Source organism: Aliiruegeria haliotis (assembly GCF_003003255.1).
GTDB lineage: Bacteria > Pseudomonadota > Alphaproteobacteria > Rhodobacterales > Rhodobacteraceae > Tropicimonas > Tropicimonas haliotis.
Genome location: NZ_PVTD01000016.1, coordinates 19894 through 37287, shown reverse-complemented (window position 1 = coordinate 37287; position 17394 = coordinate 19894). Strand labels below are relative to the sequence as shown.

14 protein-coding genes are annotated in these 17394 nt (G+C 62.4%); 9 read left to right on the top strand and 5 right to left on the bottom strand.

Translation table 11 applies throughout. The features are described 5' to 3' along the window. The first annotated feature begins 55 nt into the window (after positions 1–55). The 4 genes from CLV78_RS22200 to CLV78_RS22185 are packed head-to-tail and all read left to right on the top strand — an operon-like array spanning position 56 to position 4637. Positions 56–1606, top strand: coding sequence for a sulfatase (locus CLV78_RS22200; RefSeq protein WP_106208138.1), 1551 nt, complete (start codon positions 56–58; stop codon positions 1604–1606). After that, complete coding sequence (locus CLV78_RS22195) at positions 1599–2594, top strand: Bug family tripartite tricarboxylate transporter substrate binding protein (protein ID WP_106208136.1); 996 nt, start codon at positions 1599–1601, stop codon at positions 2592–2594. The genes CLV78_RS22200 and CLV78_RS22195 overlap by 8 nt, the downstream gene beginning before the upstream one ends. Before the next feature lie 24 nt (positions 2595–2618). Further along, entirely contained in the window at positions 2619–3128 is a 510-nt protein-coding gene (locus tag CLV78_RS22190) for a tripartite tricarboxylate transporter TctB family protein (protein ID WP_106208134.1), read from the top strand. Positions 3129–3137: 9 nt separating this feature from the next. Next, positions 3138–4637 carry a tripartite tricarboxylate transporter permease gene (locus CLV78_RS22185; RefSeq protein ID WP_106208132.1) on the top strand — a complete coding sequence of 500 codons (1500 nt, stop codon included), beginning with the start codon at positions 3138–3140 and terminating at the stop codon, positions 4635–4637. 456 nt (positions 4638–5093) lie between these two features. Here the strand turns inward: CLV78_RS22185 and CLV78_RS22180 are convergent, their stop codons facing one another. Together CLV78_RS22180 and CLV78_RS22175 are read right to left on the bottom strand one after the other, a co-directional pair. Further along, a complete protein-coding gene (locus CLV78_RS22180; protein WP_211301057.1) occupies positions 5094–5924 on the bottom strand; it encodes an aspartate dehydrogenase in 831 nt (276 codons plus the stop codon). Positions 5925–5929: 5 nt separating this feature from the next. Beyond that, the gene (locus CLV78_RS22175; RefSeq protein ID WP_106208130.1) at positions 5930–7162 is read right to left on the bottom strand and encodes a urate hydroxylase PuuD; all 1233 of its coding nucleotides are present in this window, start codon (positions 7160–7162) and stop codon (positions 5930–5932) included. Between the two features lie 99 nt (positions 7163–7261). Between CLV78_RS22175 and CLV78_RS22170 the strand changes: the two genes are divergently transcribed. Next, on the top strand, positions 7262–8194 hold the full coding sequence (locus tag CLV78_RS22170; RefSeq protein ID WP_106208128.1) for a LysR family transcriptional regulator: 933 nt from the start codon (positions 7262–7264) through the stop codon (positions 8192–8194). On the opposite strand, the gene uraH is transcribed toward CLV78_RS22170, so the two are convergent. Beyond that, positions 8179–8532, bottom strand: coding sequence for a hydroxyisourate hydrolase (gene uraH / locus CLV78_RS22165; protein WP_106208126.1), 354 nt, complete (start codon positions 8530–8532; stop codon positions 8179–8181). The two genes, CLV78_RS22170 and uraH, sit on opposite strands and share 16 nt — an antisense overlap. Positions 8533–8679: 147 nt before the next feature. Here uraH and puuE point away from each other — a divergent pair, with 147 nt between their 5' ends. From puuE to CLV78_RS22145, 4 genes are all read left to right on the top strand, one after another. Continuing rightward, a complete protein-coding gene (puuE, locus tag CLV78_RS22160) occupies positions 8680–10092 on the top strand; it encodes an allantoinase PuuE (protein ID WP_106208124.1) in 1413 nt (470 codons plus the stop codon). Then, entirely contained in the window at positions 10089–10574 is a 486-nt protein-coding gene (locus tag CLV78_RS22155) for an ureidoglycolate lyase (RefSeq protein WP_106208122.1), read from the top strand. Before puuE ends, CLV78_RS22155 begins: the two co-directional genes overlap by 4 nt. A gap of 57 nt (positions 10575–10631) precedes the next feature. Beyond that, positions 10632–12074, top strand: a complete 1443-nt coding sequence (locus CLV78_RS22150) for a uracil-xanthine permease family protein (RefSeq protein WP_106208120.1) — start codon at positions 10632–10634, stop codon at positions 12072–12074. 585 nt (positions 12075–12659) lie between these two features. Next, the gene (locus tag CLV78_RS22145) at positions 12660–13412 is read left to right on the top strand and encodes a sulfite exporter TauE/SafE family protein (RefSeq protein WP_106208174.1); all 753 of its coding nucleotides are present in this window, start codon (positions 12660–12662) and stop codon (positions 13410–13412) included. Between the two features lie 139 nt (positions 13413–13551). Here the strand turns inward: CLV78_RS22145 and CLV78_RS22140 are convergent, their stop codons facing one another. Together CLV78_RS22140 and CLV78_RS22135 are read right to left on the bottom strand one after the other, a co-directional pair. After that, positions 13552–15036 (bottom strand): nucleobase:cation symporter-2 family protein, encoded by a 1485-nt coding sequence (locus CLV78_RS22140; protein ID WP_425427977.1) that lies wholly within the window; start codon positions 15034–15036, stop codon positions 13552–13554. 74 nt (positions 15037–15110) lie between these two features. Next, positions 15111–17390 carry an NADP-dependent malic enzyme gene (locus CLV78_RS22135; protein WP_106208116.1) on the bottom strand — a complete coding sequence of 760 codons (2280 nt, stop codon included), beginning with the start codon at positions 17388–17390 and terminating at the stop codon, positions 15111–15113. Positions 17391–17394: the final 4 nt, after the last annotated feature.

Genomic DNA, 17394 nt, shown 5'->3' with positions numbered 1-17394 from the left:
TTTCAATTAGATTTTATCGCAATGCAAGCAGATGCTGTCGCCACGGAGGACTCGAATGCGTACTGTTTTCGTTCTGTTTGACAGCCTGAATCGCCTCGCGCTGCAATGCTATGGTGGCACGGCCGTTGCCACGCCCAACTTCGACAGGTTTGCCGCAAGGTCGGCCCGCTTTTCCAAGCACTATGTCGGTTCGATGCCCTGCATGCCGGCGAGACGCGACATGCACACGGGTCGGCTCAATTTCATGCACCGCAGCTGGGGGCCGCTGGAGCCCTATGACAATTCCTTCTCGGAAATGCTGCGGGCAAAGGGCGTCTATACGCATCTGATCACCGATCACCTGCATTACATGGAGGATGGCGGCAGCGGCTTTCACACTCGCTTCAGCAGCTACGAGTTTCATCGTGGCCAAGAATACGATCCATGGAAACCGCTGGTCGAACCGCCGATGGACCATATCCGCGAGACCTTTTCCGAGAAGCACTACGATTTCGAACGTGCCCCGAAGCGCCTGAACTACGCGATCAACCGGCAATTCATTAAAACCGAGGAGGATTTCCCGGCGGTCAAGTGCTTCAACAGCGCCTTCGAGTTTCTCGACCTGAATCGCGGATCGGAAGACTGGATGATGATGCTGGAATGCTTCGATCCGCACGAACCCTTCTTCGCGCCCGAACGTTTCCATACCGAAGAAACGCGCTACACCGGCAAGATCCTCGACTGGCCACACTACGACAAAGTGGTCGAGAGCGACGCAGAAATCGATGCGATCCGGGCCAACTACTGTGCGCTGGTGGCGATGTGCGACCACTATTTCGGCAAGCTGCTCGACTATTTCGATGAACATGACATGTGGAAGGACACTGCCCTAGTCCTGACCACGGATCATGGATTCCTGCTCGGCGAACAGGATTGGTGGGGCAAGTGCCGGATGCCCTATTTCGAAGAGATCTCGCACATCCCGCTGATGATCCACGATCCGCGCCATCCCGAGCCGGGTGGACGCAAGGTTGATGCGCTGACCCAGTCGACAGATCTGATGCCAACCCTGCTCGGTCTGCACGGCATCGCCCCACCGCCGGAGGCACGTTCCATCGACCTCGCACGGGTCGCCAATGGCAACGCTGCATGCGGACGGGCTTCGGCAATCTTCGGTATCTTTGGCGGTGCCATCGGTGTCACCGACGGCACACATGTGATGTATCTATACCCGGACGATGTCGAGCGGGACGGGCTGCGAGAACACACGCTCGTTCCCGCTCACATGACCGAATACTTCACCGCTGAGGAGCTCGCTACAGCCGAACTGGTGCCGCCCTTCGACTTCACCAAGGGTGTGCCGCTGGTCAGCTATGCGGCGCTGAAGGATGCCAAGCGTGTGCCGATGAACGATGGCAAAGGCTTCGGCGATATCGGCACAAGGCTCTATGACCTCGTTGCCGACCCGGGTCAGAAAAACCCGATCAAGGATGAACTTGTCACGGCGCAACTTCGCCACTTCATCGAGCAAACGCTGGCCGACCACGACACGCCACAAAGTGTCTATGACTGGTATGGGCTGTCCATGCCGAAGCGAACCACGCATGGGAGGAGTGCATATGCGTAAACCACTGACAATTTTGGCCGCTGCGGCCGTATCAACCTTCGCCGTCGCGCAATCGGCGATGGCGGAGTTCCCGGAGCGCAATATCGAGGACATCTATCCCTGGGGCCCCGGCGCGACGATGGGCGTGAGCCAGATCATAGCCGATGCCATGGGCGATGAGCTGGGCGTGAACGTCTCGGTTGTCTCGACGCCCGGCGCGGCCGGAACCAAGGCGTTCAAGACGGCGATGGAGCGCCCCGCTGACGGCTACACGCTGTTCGACGGATATGTTGCGCCGCTGGTGCTTCAGCCGCTGCTTGGCAAGGCCGACTGGACCTACAAGGACTTCGTCCCGCTCTGGTCGGGCACCTCGAACGCCTTTGCCATCGTGGTTCGTGCTGACGAAGACCGCTTCGATGATTTCGAGGGCTTTGTGAAATACGCCCAGGAGAACCCGGGCAAGATGCGCTACACCACCGGTGGCACCGGCAACCTTCCGCATATGGTTCTGGCCAAGGTCATGCAGACCTCCAACATCGTTGCCAAGCCGGTTCCCTATCCGGAGATGCAGGATGGCGTGAAGGATCTGCGCGGAGGCGTGCTCGACTTCCTGACTTCAAATCCCGGCTTCTACAAGACCAACAAGGACCACCTGAAGGTGATCGCGGTTCTCTCCGAACTGGACGCCGCCTCCGAAGTCTATGACGGCGCGCCACGTGTGATGGATTTTGGTGTCGATCTGGGCATGTCCGGCCTTGCACCGATGGGCTGGAACTGGTGGCTGGTCAAAAAGGGCACGCCAGAGGATGTTGTGGAAAAACTGCGCACCGCGATGGGCGCGGCGGTGAATGACCCCGAGGTGAAGGAAAAGATCCTAAATGTGGGTTTCGTTCCGCTCGGCTACTCTCCGGACCAGTATGACGAGATTGTCGCCCCGGTTGCAGAGCAACTGCAGAGCGGGATCGACGCCATCGCCTGGGAAAAAGAGCAACTCGACGCGCTGAAGTAGCGCGCGGAGAAAAGGGAAACGCCGATGTCAGATACCAGACCTCCCGACTGGATCGAAATCGGCGTTGCCCTCGCTCTGCTGGTCCCGCCCATTGTCGTGGTCCAGCAGAGCCGAACCTCGCTCGCCGAGCAGGACGTCGCATCGGGCGACGCGATGACAAACGCAGCGCTCTACCCGCAGATCGTGGCGGCGCTTCTTGGAGTTCTCGCACTTTGGCACCTCGGATCGGTTCTGCTCGCGACCCTGCGGGGGCTACCGGCGGGCAAATCCCGTGACGACGCAGCGAATGCGCCGGCCTGGATGCCGGTCGCCTCGGTGGTGGGTCTTGCAGGATACCTGCTGGCGCTGCCCGTACTTGGCTATCACATCACCACTCCGGCCTTCATCTTCGCCATCCTTATGATGTTTGGCGTTCGGCTCGTGCAGGCGGCGGCCTTCGCGCTCGCTTTGTCGCTGGCAACCGCCTTCGTTTTCGAGGTGCTTCTGAACGTCGTGCTGCCCGTCGGCATCTTTGGCATCGCCTTGCCCGTCTGAGAGGAGAGAATGGAACTTCTGACCACTGGCGCCAGCCTGTTTCTATCACCCCTCACGGTTTTTCTCACGGCGGCTGGCTGCTTCCTGGGATTGATGATCGGCGTCTTGCCCGGCCTCGGCCCGCTGATGGGGATCATCCTGCTTTTGCCTGTGGCTTTCCACCTGGAACCCGTCGCGGGAATGGGCCTGCTGATCGCTGTATATGTCGGCGGCTCCTGCGGCGGGGCGATTTCCGCGATCCTGCTGCGCATTCCCGGTACACCGCTGGCGGCCGCGACCCTTCTCGACGGCTACCCGATGGCCCGGAACGGAAGGGCACAGGACGCGATTGGCATCGCCATCTCGGCCTCGGCAATCGGCGGGCTGATCGGCGGGGCAGTGCTGATCTTCTTTTCGCCCTTCCTCGCGGAGTTCGCGTTGAGTTTTGCACCTCCGGAATACTTTGCCATGACCTTACTGGGGTTGATGGCAATCGTGGTCGTGGCCCGGGAATCCGCTGTGAAAGGGTTCATCACGGGTGCGTTCGGCCTCCTGCTCGCCACCATCGGCACCGATGATTTCACCAATGCCTATCGCTTCACCTTCGGCACGCACAACCTGTACAACGGCTTCCACATCGTCGCCATCGTGGTCGGTCTGTTCGGAATCTCCGAGGTCATCTACCAGATCCGTGGCGGCAGCTTCCTGACCAAGCCCGACATCCCTCCAGTCCGCGCACCGTTCAGGGCGCTCGGGATCGTGTCCCGGCATGTGCCCAACCTCGTGCGGTCGAGCCTGCTCGGCAGCACGTTCGGAGCACTGCCGGGGGCCGGTGGTGTCATCAGCGCCTTCACAGCCTATGCCATTGCCAAGGCTCGTCCCAAGCGTGGCGAGGTCTATGGCGAGGGTGCGGAAGGGGGCGTTGTCGCGACGGAGTCCGCCAATAATGCCTGCTGCGGGGGTGCGCTGATTCCAACCCTGTCGCTCGGTATTCCCGGTGACGGTTCTACCGCCGTCCTGATGGCAGCGCTGTTCCTGCTCGGCTTCTTCCCTGGTCCGGAACTGTTTGAATACAATGCGGATGTCGCCGGCGGTATCTTCCTCGCCTATATGTCGTCGAACCTGTTCCTGCTCGTCCTCGGCGTGGTGCTGACACCCGTTTTCGTGTCCGTCCTGAGGCTACGAAAGGCGTTTCTGATCCCGGCAGTCATGCTGCTCTCCACCGTTGGTGTCTTTGCCATCCAGTCCGCGGTCTTCGACCTCTGGGTGATGTTCGGTTTCGGAATCGTCGGCTATTTCCTGCGCCGCGCTGACTACCCGCTGGCCCCCATTGTCATGGGCGCGATCCTCGGGCCGATCTGCGAGGCAAACTTCCGTCGCTCTCTGCTAATCTCCGACGATGGAATGTGGATCTTTCTGCAACGGCCCATCAGCGCCACGATCCTTGCCGTGGTCGCTTTGCTTGCAGCGGTTATCGTGTTTCGGGCCGTCCGACGCAGTGTCGATCCGGAGAGAGCCCCGGTTGTGTAGACAGCCGGAACTGTTGCTCGAGCCAGGCGACCGCCGGACGTCCCCATCCTGCGAGGCATCAACCCGCAGCTTTCATGAATGGTGTACCGAGCGCGGTCGGAACCGCGTCTCGCACGTCCGCACCAGTTGCAGGGGGCTCTCTGACCGCGCCTGTCTGTCGGTGGCTGTGTCCTCTTCAACGCAGGAAAGAGCCGGATCGCCAGAGCCCGGTGCAGCATAGGCCCATCGTTCTTGAGCGCGGATCAATGGCGCCGACGTCAGCATTGGATCCGCCGTTTCGCGACCTTCGAAGTGGCCGCAGCCCGGCACCGCGCTCGCTGTCCTCTGATTGAGCATGCATGAAACGTGGGCCGATCCGTCGCCCCGACAACGCCTGCCAACACTCCGGCAATTCCGTAGCACCGGGGCAGCCGATGCGTTGACCCGGGTGTGTGTCGGGGTGAGGGCCGGGTAGCGCTACAGGGGTTCCTGGGGATCGTGTCTGAGGATTTCGAGCAGCAGGCTGGCCACGGTGGTCATCGAGGTCCGCGGATTCGCGGGGTTTGGCGAATTGGCGATCTCGATGGTGTAGGTGCAGATCGGCGAGATCACCTCGTAGCTGTGGCTGTTTGCCCGCGCTTCGGGGTCTGCGACGAGTTCCACCTTCATGTGGTCGAAACCGCCGCCGGACAAGGCGATCGCGGCCACCACATTGGCATTCTTCGGGTAGGCAGAGGCCGCTTCCCGGCCCGTGCCGGAGAAGAAGACTGTGCGTGTGGCCAGCGCGTCGAGGTCGACAATCGCGTCTGCGGGCGAGCCTTTCCACGCGGCGGGTGGCTTGATGCCGCGATAGGTAACGCGCGGCGGCCCGTTCAGCGCCAATGCCTGCAACAGGTCGAGCCCGCCAATGGCCCCGGCGGGGATGGTGAGGCGGGCGCCGCCGGTGCGGGCGGCTTGCAGCATGTTCTCGTGCAGATCCGCATCGGCTAAGGCGCCGAGGGATGCCGGAATGAAGGGGATGCCGCGGCGAAGGATGTCGGCGCCGAAGCGAGCCACTGCGGCGTGCCCCGCGCATTCGACGACTACGCCGGTGCGGGCGGCCAGCAGACCCTCCAGCGTTGAAACGACTTGCACCGCCGGACCAGAGCCTGTGGGCGGTGCGTCGTGTTTGGCTTTGTCGAGAGAGGCGGGCCGGACCAGAACGGTGACACGGGGCACGCGGTCGGCCGGCAGCATCCCGATCAGTGAGTGCGCGATGCTGCCGTATCCGATCAACCCAAGGTGCATGGTTTTCTCTTTCGCGGCCACGGGTTTCAGTTGGCCTTTCCGGCGCGATACCAGGCGACAATTATGTTGCGGGACTCCCGATCCATCTCGACCGCATTGGGCGGAGGCATTGCGTTGCTGGCCCCGGCATGCAGGAAGATCTGTTCTGCGTGGCGGGCCACGTCGCTTTCGGTTTCCAGAACGACCCCCTTGGGCGGGGCGATGATCCCCTCCCAGCCCGGTTCGCGGGCGTGGCACATCGAGCAATAGCTGAACACCGTGTCATAGGCGTCCTCGAAATGCGCGGCCGAAGCGAACTTTTGCTCATAGGGTGTGAGGGCGCGGGTTTCAGCCTGTTCATAGGTGTCGGCAACGGGGATTGTGGACAGCAACACGATCAGCAGGAACAGGCCCACGGTGGCGAACCATGTCCAGATCGGGCCCTTGCCGGTCTTGTGCATGGTGTTGAAGTAGTGGCGGATGGTGACGCCGGTCAGGAAGATCAGGCTGGCGATGACCCAGGCATATTGCGTGCCGAAGGCGAGCGGGTAGTGGTTGCTCAGCATCAGGAAGATCACCGGCAACGTGAGGTAGTTGTTGTGGGTCGAGCGCAGCTTGGCGATCTTGCCGTATTTCGCATCCGGCGTGCGGCCTTCCTTCAGATCCTGCACCACGATGCGCTGGTTCGGCATGATGATGAAGAACACGTTGGCTGTCATGATCGTGGCGGTGAAGGCGCCGAGATGCAGTAGTGCGGCGCGGCCGGTGAAGATCTGGTTGTAGCCCCAGGCCATGATCACGAGGATTCCAAACAGGATCAGCATCAGCTTTGTGGGCGTTTCGCCCAGCTTTGATTTGCAGAGCTGGTCATAGGCCAGCCAGCCGATGGTGAGCGATCCACCGGAGATCAGGATGCCCAGCCACAGCGGCATGGCGACCTTCGTGGGGTCGATCAGGAACAGCTCGCCGCCCAGCCAGTAGACGATCATCAGAAGCGCCGCGCCCGACAACCACGTGGTGTAGCTTTGCCATTTGTGCCAGGTCAGGTGCTCGGGCATCTCCGCCGGCGCGACGAGGTACTTGACGGTATGATAGAACCCGCCGCCATGCACTTCCCATTCCTCGCCATAGGCGCCATCGGGCAGGGCGGGGTTGGGTTTCAGCATCAGGTCGAGCGCGATGAAATAGAACGACGCGCCGATCCAGGCCATCGCTGTGATTACGTGGAGCCAACGAACCGCGAAGGCGATCCAGTCCCAGAACAATGCCAAGTCGTACAAGGCAACCTCCCTAGATTCGAGTTCTCATGCACCCTAGGCGAGCTATAATTATTCGTGTATTGTCGCAAGACGCCAAGCTGTATCAAAAAAATCGAAACAATGTCGTACCTGGACAACATTCGCACATTCGTCCGTGTCTACGAACTTGGCAGCATGTCGGCGGCCGGGCGGGATTTGAGGATATCACCGGCGGTCACGTCGTCCCGGATCTCTCAGCTGGAAAGCCACCTTGGCGTGCGTCTGTTTCAGCGCACCACACGCAGCCTGACCCCGACAGAGCAAGGCAAGGCCTTTTACGGCGGGGCCTGCGAGATCCTTGAATCGGTGGAAAGCGCAGAGGCGCAGATCGTCGACATCACCGACAATCCGCGGGGCTCGCTGTATGTCGCAGCGCCGCTTGGGGTTGGGCGTCGGCTGATCGCGCCGCAGGTTCCCGGCTTCCTGGGTGAATATCCCGAGGTACAGGTCAGGCTGCGGCTGACGGATCGCAAGGTGGACCTGACGACAGAGGGACTGGACCTTGCGTTCTTCCTCGGCCAGCCGGAAGACAGCAATCTGCGCATTCGCAAGATCGCCGATGTGGAACGTGTACTCTGCGCCTCACCGGCCTATGTGGCGGCGCGCGGCAACCCGGCCACGGGGGAAGAGCTGGTGTCGAAGGGGCACGAATGCCTGAGCCTGCGTTTTCCCGGCGCGCAAGAGTTTCAATGGCGGCTCATGACAGCCGAGGGCCCGCGGCGCTTCCGTGTGTCCGGGCGGTACGAATCCGACGATGGTGATGTGCTGACTGACTGGGCGCTTTCGGGGCAGGGCATCGCGATGAAACCGGTGTTCGAGGTGGCCGACCATATCGCGGCGGGCCGGCTTGTGCCCGTGGCAACGGGCACCCCCCCGGAACCAATCCAGATGGCGTGTCTTTACACCCATCGTCGGCGGCAAGATCCGAAAACCCGGCTGTTCATGGAATATGTCGTTGGCCGGATCGGCGATGTGGTGCGGGACAGCTCGCTACAGGCTCAGCTGCCGCGATAGGTGGAATATCCGAACGGCGAGAGCAATAGCGGGACGTGATAATGCGACGCCTCCGACATGCCGAACCGCAACGGGATGACATCGAGGAACCGCGGGCTCTCCGGCGGCGTTCCGATTGCATCAAGATAGGCGCCGGCATGGAACACCAGTTCATAGACCCCGGTTTCAAACTGTTCGGCCGGCAGGATCTGCGCGTCGGTGCGGCCATCGTTGTTGGTTACCACGGTCTTGAGGTGCTGGCGGGTGTCACCGTCGATCCGGAAGAGGTCGATCTTCAGACCCTCGGCGGGGCAGCCGCGGGCCGTGTCGAGCACATGGGTTGTCAGATATCCAGTCACGGGTCGGTCTCCTCTCGTTTGCGGGGGTTATGGCGTGTCTGCTTGCGGTTCGCAAAGCACGGCGGGCAAGATACTCCTTTCTGGAAATTTTGATAATTCTTGTGATTGTTTTGGAATATTGTGGTTGGCAACCTGAGAGGAAGAACCGTGACTCGCTACCCCCGTGATCTGACCGGATACGGCCCCACGCCCCCGGCAGCCAATTGGCCGAACGGCGCGAAGATCGCCGTGCAAATCGTGCTGAACTATGAAGAAGGCGGAGAGAACAATATTCTCCACGGCGATCCGGCCTCGGAGGCGTTTCTGTCCGAGATCACCGGCGCGCAGCCCTGGCCGGGGCAACGCCACTGGAACATGGAATCGATCTATGAATACGGCGCGCGCGCCGGGTTTTGGCGGGTGCATCGCCTTTTGGGCGACTTGCCGATAACGGTCTACGGCGTGGCGACAGCGCTGGCGCGGGCGCCGGAGCAGGTAGCGGCGATGAAAGCATCGGGCTGGGAGATCGCCAGTCACGGCCTGAAGTGGGTCGAACACAAGGACATGCCCGAGGACGAGGAACGCGCCCAGATTGCCGAAGCGATCCGGCTGCACACCGAGGCCACCGGCGCGGCGCCGCGCGGCTGGTACACCGGGCGCTGCTCTCTGAATACGGTAGATTTGGCAGCAGAGGTCGGAAATTTTGAATATATTTCAGACAGCTATGCCGACGATTTGCCGTATTGGGTTCGGGCCGGTGGCAAGGATCAGCTGATGGTGCCTTACACACTGGACTGCAATGACATGCGTTTTGCGATCCAGGCGGGCTTTAGTAATGGCGATCAATTCGAAAGTTATCTCAAGGACAGTTTCGACACGCTCTATGCCGAAGGCGTGGCCGGAGCGCCGAAGATGATGTCCATTGGGCTGCATTGCCGCCTGATTGGCCGGCCGGGCCGGGCCGCTGCGCTGAAGCGGGTGCTGGAGCATTTCATGGGGCACGATGGCGTCTGGTTCGCCACCCGCCTTCAGATTGCCGAGCACTGGGCCAGGGAGAATCCGCCAGTGTCGTTCTCTCGCCCCTCCGAGATGGACCGTGACACCTTTGTCGCCGAGTTCGGTGGCATCTTCGAGCACAGCCCGTGGATAGCAGAAGGCGCCCATGCGCTGGAACTTGGGCCAACCCATGACACCGCTCGGGGCGTGCATCAGGCGCTGGCGCGGGTGTTCCGCAGCGCCAGCGAAGACCAGCGCCTTGGCGTGCTGACGGCGCACCCGGATCTTGCCGGAAAGCTGGCCGCGGCCAAGCGCCTCACGGCGGAATCGACGGCGGAACAGGCATCTGTCGGACTGGACGAACTGACCGACGACGAACGCACGGCCTTTACCCGTCTGAACGACGCCTACACATCGAAATTTGGCTTTCCCTTCATCATCGCGGTGCGGGACAACACCAAGGCAAGCATCATGGACGCCTTCGAGCGCCGCATTCAGCACGACAGGGACACCGAGTTTGCCGAAGCCTGCCGGCAAGTGGAGCGGATCGCCGAACTGCGGCTGATGGAGAACCTGCCGTCGTGACCCGTGTGGTGAAGATCGAGGCGCTTACTGCCGATGCCTTCGCCCCCTATGGCGATCTGCTGGAGGCATCGGGAACGCCGGACAAGTGGATCAACCGGGGAAAATGCGGCCGCTTTCACGACAGGGCGCGGCTGGATTTCTCGGACGGGCGGGCCGGGATCAGCATTTTCCGGGGCGAGCGGGAAACCTTGCCGCTCCAGCTGAAAATGGTCGAGCGGCACCCCGCCGGCAGCCAGGCGTTCGTGCCGATGTCTGCCGACCCGTTCCTGGTGGTTGTTGCGGCCGATGACGCCGGTGTGCCGGTGTCGCCACGGGCGTTTCTGACGGCACAGGGGCAGGCGATCAACTTTCACCGGGGCACATGGCACGGCGTTCTTACGCCGCTGGCGGAGCCCGGGCTTTTTGCTGTCGTGGATCGGATCGGCGCGGGCGACAACCTTGAAGAACACTGGTTCAGCGAGCCGTACATCATCGAACACTGAAGCGCGCTGCTGGCGATGGGTCAGCACATACTTGTCGGTCAGGGGAGGACAACCACTATGGCAGACACATCCATCGGAACTCCGGAGCAGCTCCGGGATCCAAATTACATGCCAGCGATTCAACGCGCCGTTCCTCTGGGAATTCAGCACGTTTTGGCCATGTTCGTCTCGAACGTAACGCCGGCGATCATCATTTCCGGGGCGGCCGGGTTTGGCTTCGGGTCTGACGCCGGGGCACAGGGTTTCCCGGACATGACATACCTGATCCAGATGTCGATGCTGTTTGCCGGCATCGCGACGCTGTTTCAGACCATCGGGCTGGGGCCGGTTGGTGCCCGGCTGCCGATCGTGCAGGGCACCAGCTTTGCCTTCATTCCGATCATGATCCCGCTGGTAGCGGGCAAGGGCGTCGAGGCGCTGCCAGCGCTGTTCGGCGGCGTTGTGATCGGCGGCCTGTTCCATGCCTTCATTGCAACGTTTATCGGCAAGATCCGCTTTGCCCTGCCTCCGCTGGTGACGGGTCTTGTGGTGACGATGATCGGCCTCGCGCTGGTCAAGGTCGGCATCCAGTATGCGGCGGGCGGTGTTCCCGCAATGGACAAACCTGAGTATGGCTCGCTCCTGAACTGGTCGGCGGCGCTGATCGTGGTCTTTGTGACTCTGGGCCTGAAGTTCTACGCGCGGGGCATGCTGGCGGTTTCGGCGGTCGTGATCGGCATCCTGGTCGGCTACCTTTATGCGATGATGGTCGGCATGATCACGGTCGAGGGCATTGCAACCAGCTGGAGCCGTGCCGCAACCGTCTCTTTCCCGGTTCCGTTCAAATACGGCTTCGAAATGAGCGTGGCGGCGATTGTCGGCTTCTGCCTCATGGCCTTTGTCTCGGCGGTTGAAACCGTGGGCGACGTGTCAGGGATCACGAAGGGCGGCGCGGGCCGCGAAGCCACGGAAGCGGAGATCACCGGCGCAACCTATGCCGACGGTGTGGGCACCGCCGTGGCCGGGATCTTCGGCGGGTTTCCGAACACATCCTTCAGCCAGAACGTGGGCCTGATCGCCATGACCGGCGTGATGAGCCGGCATGTGGTGACCATCGGCGCGCTGTTCCTGATCCTGTGCGGGCTGGTGCCGAAAGTGGGTGCCGTGATCCGCACCATCCCCATCGAGGTGCTGGGCGGCGGCGTGATCGTGATGTTCGGCATGGTGGTGGCCGCCGGTATCTCGATGCTGTCGGACGTGCGCTGGAACCGCCGCAACATGGTGATCTTCGCCATCGCGCTGTCGATCGGGCTTGGCCTGCAATTGGAGCCAAAGGCCGTGCAATACCTGCCGGACACGTTGCGCATCCTGATGACCAGCGGCCTGCTGCCGGCGGCGTTGATCGCCATCGTCCTGAACCTCATCCTGCCGGAAGAGCTGTCGGACGAAGCCACCGAAGAGGTCTCGGGCGGCCATGCCGGCCATGCCGAGGGCGAACTGGTCAAGGACAGCCACGTGTGACCTGAAAAGGCACCCCGGCACCGGCCACTCGGCGCCGGGGTGACGGCCTTCGACGGCCCATCCTGTCGGCAGACACCAATCTTTGAGTGCCGATCCTGAAGCAGGCACAGGCGACGCCGCGAGTGAACTGTCCGGCGATGTCGTGTGGTTTCGCCAATTCGCACACGTGCAAATATCTCCAAAGCGTGCGGCACCGACCTGATCGAACCCGGGGGGCAGAATGCTGTGAGGGACGTGGTCAGTCGCGACGGCCCAGACCGCTCGCGGGTCCTGCGCGAAAAGGGCCTTCAACATATCGGCGCCACCGGTGCCAGCCTGCCGTTTTGCCTCGACTGCGCGGTGTCAGAAAACCATCCGCGCCCGATGCTCTCGGGAAGGGTCATCGCCGCGGTGGAGTTGCTCGAATGCAGCATCACAGACCGCATGCCCCCGGACGAGCGAGCAAAGGCGCCGCAGCTTGTTGCGCATTGCTGCCCCCGGAGGCCCCCCCCCCGTGGCGGTTCCGTTCTGGTTGCGACAACCGGGAAAACTGGGGCAAGCCCCGACGGGACCGATGGCAACGTCAGACCAGATTCGAGGCTACGAATGATCGACTACATCCTGCTGTTCGTTGCCGCCTTCGGAGCAGGGATCGTGAACACCATCGCGGGGGGCGGCACGTTCCTGACCTTTCCAGCTCTGGTGTTCACCGGCCTGCCGCCCGTGGTGGCCAATGCAACAAGCACCGTTGCCGTGTTCCCCGGCTACCTTGGCGGCGCGCTGGGGTTCCGGGAGGACATGGCCACGTTCGAGCGGCGCGCCCTGCTGCGTCTGGCTGGGATCACGCTGGCCGGCGGGCTTGTGGGCTCGCTGCTGCTGCTGGTGTCCTCGAACGAGGCGTTCAGCGCGGTTGTTCCGTTCCTGTTGCTGTTCGCGACGCTCGTGTTCCTGTTTGGCGCCGAAATTCGCAGTTGGGCGGCGCGGCACGCGCGGGATGTGACGCCGGAAGGAGCGGTCGGGTTGTTCGCGGTCAGCGTTTATGGCGGCTATTTCAACGGTGGGCTCGGGATCGTGCTGCTGGCACTGTTCTCGCTGTGGGGAATGACCTCGATCCACAGTATGAACGGGTTGAAGACCGGATTGTCCTTCGTTTTGTCCTCGATTTCCGTGCTGACATTTTCCGTGGCGGGCATCGTTGAATGGCCGCAGGCGATCGTGATGATGGTCGCGGCCTCTGTCGGCGGCTATGCCGGCGCGCCGATCGCCCGTGCGGTGCCGGCCTGGTGCGTGCGGGCCTTTGTGGCGGTGATTGGCTTCGGGATGAGCGCGGTGTTTTTCTGGCGGTTGGTGGCGGGCTGACGGGCGCTGGCACGCAGGGTCGTATCGGGTAATCCTCGGCCCGGGGCAGGGGTGACACACGAAAACGGGGAACGGCCGATGCCCTTCCCCGCAGTTTTAATGCCCGAGGCCGCCCTTTGGCGGCCCCGAAGCGGGGATATCAGTGGCCACCGTCGGATTGCTTGGCCGCCTCGCGCAACTCTTCTTCGGTGATCTCTTTCGCGCCGTTCAGGATCAGGTTCAGGCCCACGGCAGAGATCGCCGCCAGAAGGATGCCCGAATGGATCAGCGGTTCGATCGAATGCGGCAGCCACATGGTGAAATTCGGCGCGATCAGCGGGATCATCCCCAGGCCCAGCGAAATTGCCACGATCAACCCGTTGAACCGGTTGTCCTTGAAATCCACCGCGCCAAGGATCCGCACGCCCGTGGCGGCGACCATGCCGAACATCACCAGCCCTGCGCCGCCCAGAACGGCAACCGGAAGCGCTTCGACCAGCGCGCCCATCTTGGGCACCAGCCCAAGCACGATCATGATCGCCCCCCCGGCCACACACACAAAACGCGAGCGAATGCCGGTGACGCCCACAAGGCCCACGTTCTGGCTGAACGAGGTGTAGGGGAAGGTGTTGAACAGTCCGCCGATCACGGTGCCAAGGCCATCGGTGCGCAGGCCGGCGGAAAGCGACGGGCGTTCGATCTTCTTGCCGCACATTTCGCCGAGCGCCAGGAACATGCCAGTGGATTCGATCATCACCACGATCATCACCAGCGTCATCGTCAGGATCATTATCGGATCGAAGATTGGCAGCCCGAAGCGGAAGGGCGTGATCAGCGCGAACCAGCCTGCGTGGCTGACACCGTCGAAATGCATCATGCCCAGCAGGGCGGCGACAATCGCGCCGACGATGATGCCGATCAGCACAGAGATGTTGGATAAGAAGCCGGTGGTGAACTTCATGATCACCACGATGGTGGTCAGAACAACGCCTGAAATCAGCATGTTGACGGGCGAGGCGTATTTCACGTTGTCGACGCTCGGGGCAACCTTGAGGCCCTCGGGGATCTCGGGAATGGTGCCGGCGGCAAGCAGCGCCTTGACCTCATCGAGCCAGGCCAGATGCGCCGGATCGACGATCTTTGGCGCGGTCGGGCCGAAGGGCAGGCCGAAGATCCAGTTGATCCCAACCCGCATCAGCGTGACGCCGATGACAAGAATGATCGTGCCAGTCACTACAGGTGGAAAGAACCGCAGCATCCGGCTGATCAGCGGGGCGATCAGCATCGCAATCAGGCCCGCGCCGATGATGGCGCCAAAGATCATCCGCGCGCCTTCGGTTCCCGGATTGGCCACGGCAATCGACACCATCGGGCCAACGGAGGCAAAGGTCACGCCCATCATCACCGGCAGCTTGATGCCAAACCATTTCGAGGCGCCCAGCGACTGGATGATGGTGACCACGCCGCAAACGAACAGGTCAGCCGAGATCAGGAAGGCCACCTGCTCGGGGTTCAGTTTCAGCACCCGGCCAACGATCAGCGGTACCGCGATGGCACCGGCGTACATTACCAGAACGTGTTGTAATCCAAGGGTAAAAAGCTTTCCTGGCGGCAGTTGCTCATTGACCGCGTCGGTCATCTCCATGGTCGACATATTTGCTCCTCCAAATGTCGGGTGAGGTTTTCGGGGTTTGATGAGGTGGGGAATGGCCGATACGATCAGCCGTAGCTGGACACGTCCGACCCGGCGAGCGCCGCGACATTCAACAGCCCGCGCACGGTGACGCCGGGGGTGACGATATGGGCCTTGTTGCCCATGCCCATCAGGATCGGGCCCACTTCGAGCCCGCCTGCCTCGCATTTCAGCAGGTTGCGCGCGGCGCCGGCGGCGTCGGTGTTGGCGTAAACCAGAACGTTGGCCCGCCCGGTCAGACGGTTACCCGGGAACAGGCGGTTTCGCAGTTCCGGGTCCAGCGCCGCATCCGTGTGCATCTCGCCTTCGTAAACGAAATCGGCGTTCGCGATGTTCAGCCGCTCCAGCGCGCCGCGCATCACCCGGCCGGAGGCGCAGTCCCTGTTGCCGAACTGCGAGCCCGAACACAGGGCAATTTTCGGCTCGATGCCAAAACGCCGGACATGACGGGCGGCGGAAATCACCGTGTCGGCAAGTGTTTCGGCCGTTTGCTCGGTATTGATATGGGTGTCGGCCACGAACAGGGGCCCGTTCTCCAGAATTGTCAGAGAAAGCGCGGCGGTGGGTTTCAGCTGCTGCGTGGCAAGGACCTGCTGCACGTATTTGAGGTGCCAGAGGTATTGGCCGAAGGTGCCGCAGATCATGCTGTCGGCCTCACCTCGTGCCACCATGACAGCGGCGATTGCGGTGCTGTTCGTGCGCATGATCGCGCGGGCCAGATCCGGGGTCACGCCGCGGCGTTCCAGGTGGTGATGATAGAACTGCCAGTAGTCGTTGTATCGCGGGTCGTTCTCGGGATTGACGATGGCGAAATCCTGATCGGTGCGGATTTTCAGGCCGGCCCGGTCCAGCCGGGTCTGGATCACGTCCGGTCGTCCGACAAGGATGGGAAAATCGCCGGTTTCCTCGATCATGGCCTGCGCCGTGCGGATCACGCGCTCGTCCTCGCCCTCGGCAAAGACGATCCGCGCATCCTTCTGGCGGGCGGCGTCGAACACCCGCCGCATGATCAGCGACGACTTGAACACCTGCGCTTCCAGCGATTGCCTGTATTCGTCCAGGTCAATCTGCTTCTGGGCCACGCCGGTTTGCATCGCCGCCCGGGCTACCGCTAGCGCAATGGTTGGCAACAGGCGCGGATCGAAGGGTTTCGGGATCAGGTAATCCGGCCCGAAGGTCAACTGCTCGCCCTGATAGGCTTCGCCCACTTCGGCAGAGGTGGTTGCCCGGGCCAGCGCGGCGACGGCTTCGACACAGGCCAGTTTCATCTCGTCGTTGATGTCGCGCGCGGCCACGTCCAGCGCCCCCCGGAAGATGAACGGAAAGCACAGCACGTTGTTGACCTGATTGGGAAAATCGGAACGCCCGGTTGCGATCATGGCGCCCGGTGCGGCCGCCTGCGCCGCGTCGGGCATGATCTCGGGCACCGGGTTGGCCAGCGCGAAGATGATCGGTTTCGGCGCCATGCTGCGCACCAGATCGGCGGGCAGAAGGCCGGGGCCCGAGAGGCCAAGGAACAGATCGGCCCCCTTCAGCGCCTCCGCCAGGGTTGTGCCCTTGCGGGCCGAGGCAAAGGCCATCTGCTCGGGGCACAGGTCTGTCCGGCCATCATGCAGCACGCCGTCCTTGTCAAAGAGGGTGATCGCGGCGGAGGGCACTCCCATCTTGCGTAGCATCGTGTGGCAGGCGATGCCCGCGGCACCGGCGCCAAGGCCAACCACGCGAATGTCCTTCGGCCGCTTGCCCGCCAGCCGCAGCGCGTTGCTGGCCGCCGCCGCAACGACGATCGCCGTGCCGTGCTGATCGTCGTGAAACACCGGGATGTTCATCCGCTCGCGGCAGATCCGTTCGACGGTGAAACAATCGGGGGCCTTGATATCCTCCAGGTTGATCGCGCCGAAGGTGGGTTCCAAACGGCACACCAGATCGGCCAGCGCTTCGGGGTCGGCTTCGTTGACCTCGATGTCAAAGCAATCCAGCCCGGCGAATTTCTTGAACAGGATCGCCTTGCCTTCCATCACCGGCTTCGACGCCTGCGCGCCTATGTTTCCCAGCCCCAGCACCGCCGTGCCATTCGAGACCACGCCAACCAGATTACCCTTGGCCGTGTAGCGCACCGCATCAAGGCCATTGGCGGCAATTTCCGTGCAGGCCTCGGCCACGCCCGGTGAATAGGCGCGTGCCAGATCCCGGCCGGTGGCCATAGGTTTTGTCGGGCGGATTTCCAGCTTTCCGGGCCGCGGAAACTCGTGATAGTCGAGCGCCGCCTGCCTTTCGGCTGCCGCGTTGTCCGTGTTTGTGGCCATGGTC

Excerpts from the sequence above, each read along its gene's own strand:
- CLV78_RS22135 (WP_106208116.1), bottom strand. The coding sequence starts at position 17,390 with ATGGCCACAAACACGGACAACGCGGCAGCCGAAAGGCAGGCGGCGCTC.
- CLV78_RS22200 (WP_106208138.1), top strand. The coding sequence starts at position 56 with ATGCGTACTGTTTTCGTTCTGTTTGACAGCCTGAATCGCCTCGCGCTG.
- CLV78_RS22145 (WP_106208174.1), top strand. The coding sequence starts at position 12,660 with ATGATCGACTACATCCTGCTGTTCGTTGCCGCCTTCGGAGCAGGGATC.
- CLV78_RS22195 (WP_106208136.1), top strand. The coding sequence starts at position 1,599 with ATGCGTAAACCACTGACAATTTTGGCCGCTGCGGCCGTATCAACCTTC.
- CLV78_RS22190 (WP_106208134.1), top strand. The coding sequence starts at position 2,619 with ATGTCAGATACCAGACCTCCCGACTGGATCGAAATCGGCGTTGCCCTC.
- CLV78_RS22170 (WP_106208128.1), top strand. The coding sequence starts at position 7,262 with ATGTCGTACCTGGACAACATTCGCACATTCGTCCGTGTCTACGAACTT.
- CLV78_RS22185 (WP_106208132.1), top strand. The coding sequence starts at position 3,138 with ATGGAACTTCTGACCACTGGCGCCAGCCTGTTTCTATCACCCCTCACG.
- CLV78_RS22150 (WP_106208120.1), top strand. The coding sequence starts at position 10,632 with ATGGCAGACACATCCATCGGAACTCCGGAGCAGCTCCGGGATCCAAAT.
- CLV78_RS22140 (WP_425427977.1), bottom strand. The coding sequence starts at position 15,036 with ATGGAGATGACCGACGCGGTCAATGAGCAACTGCCGCCAGGAAAGCTT.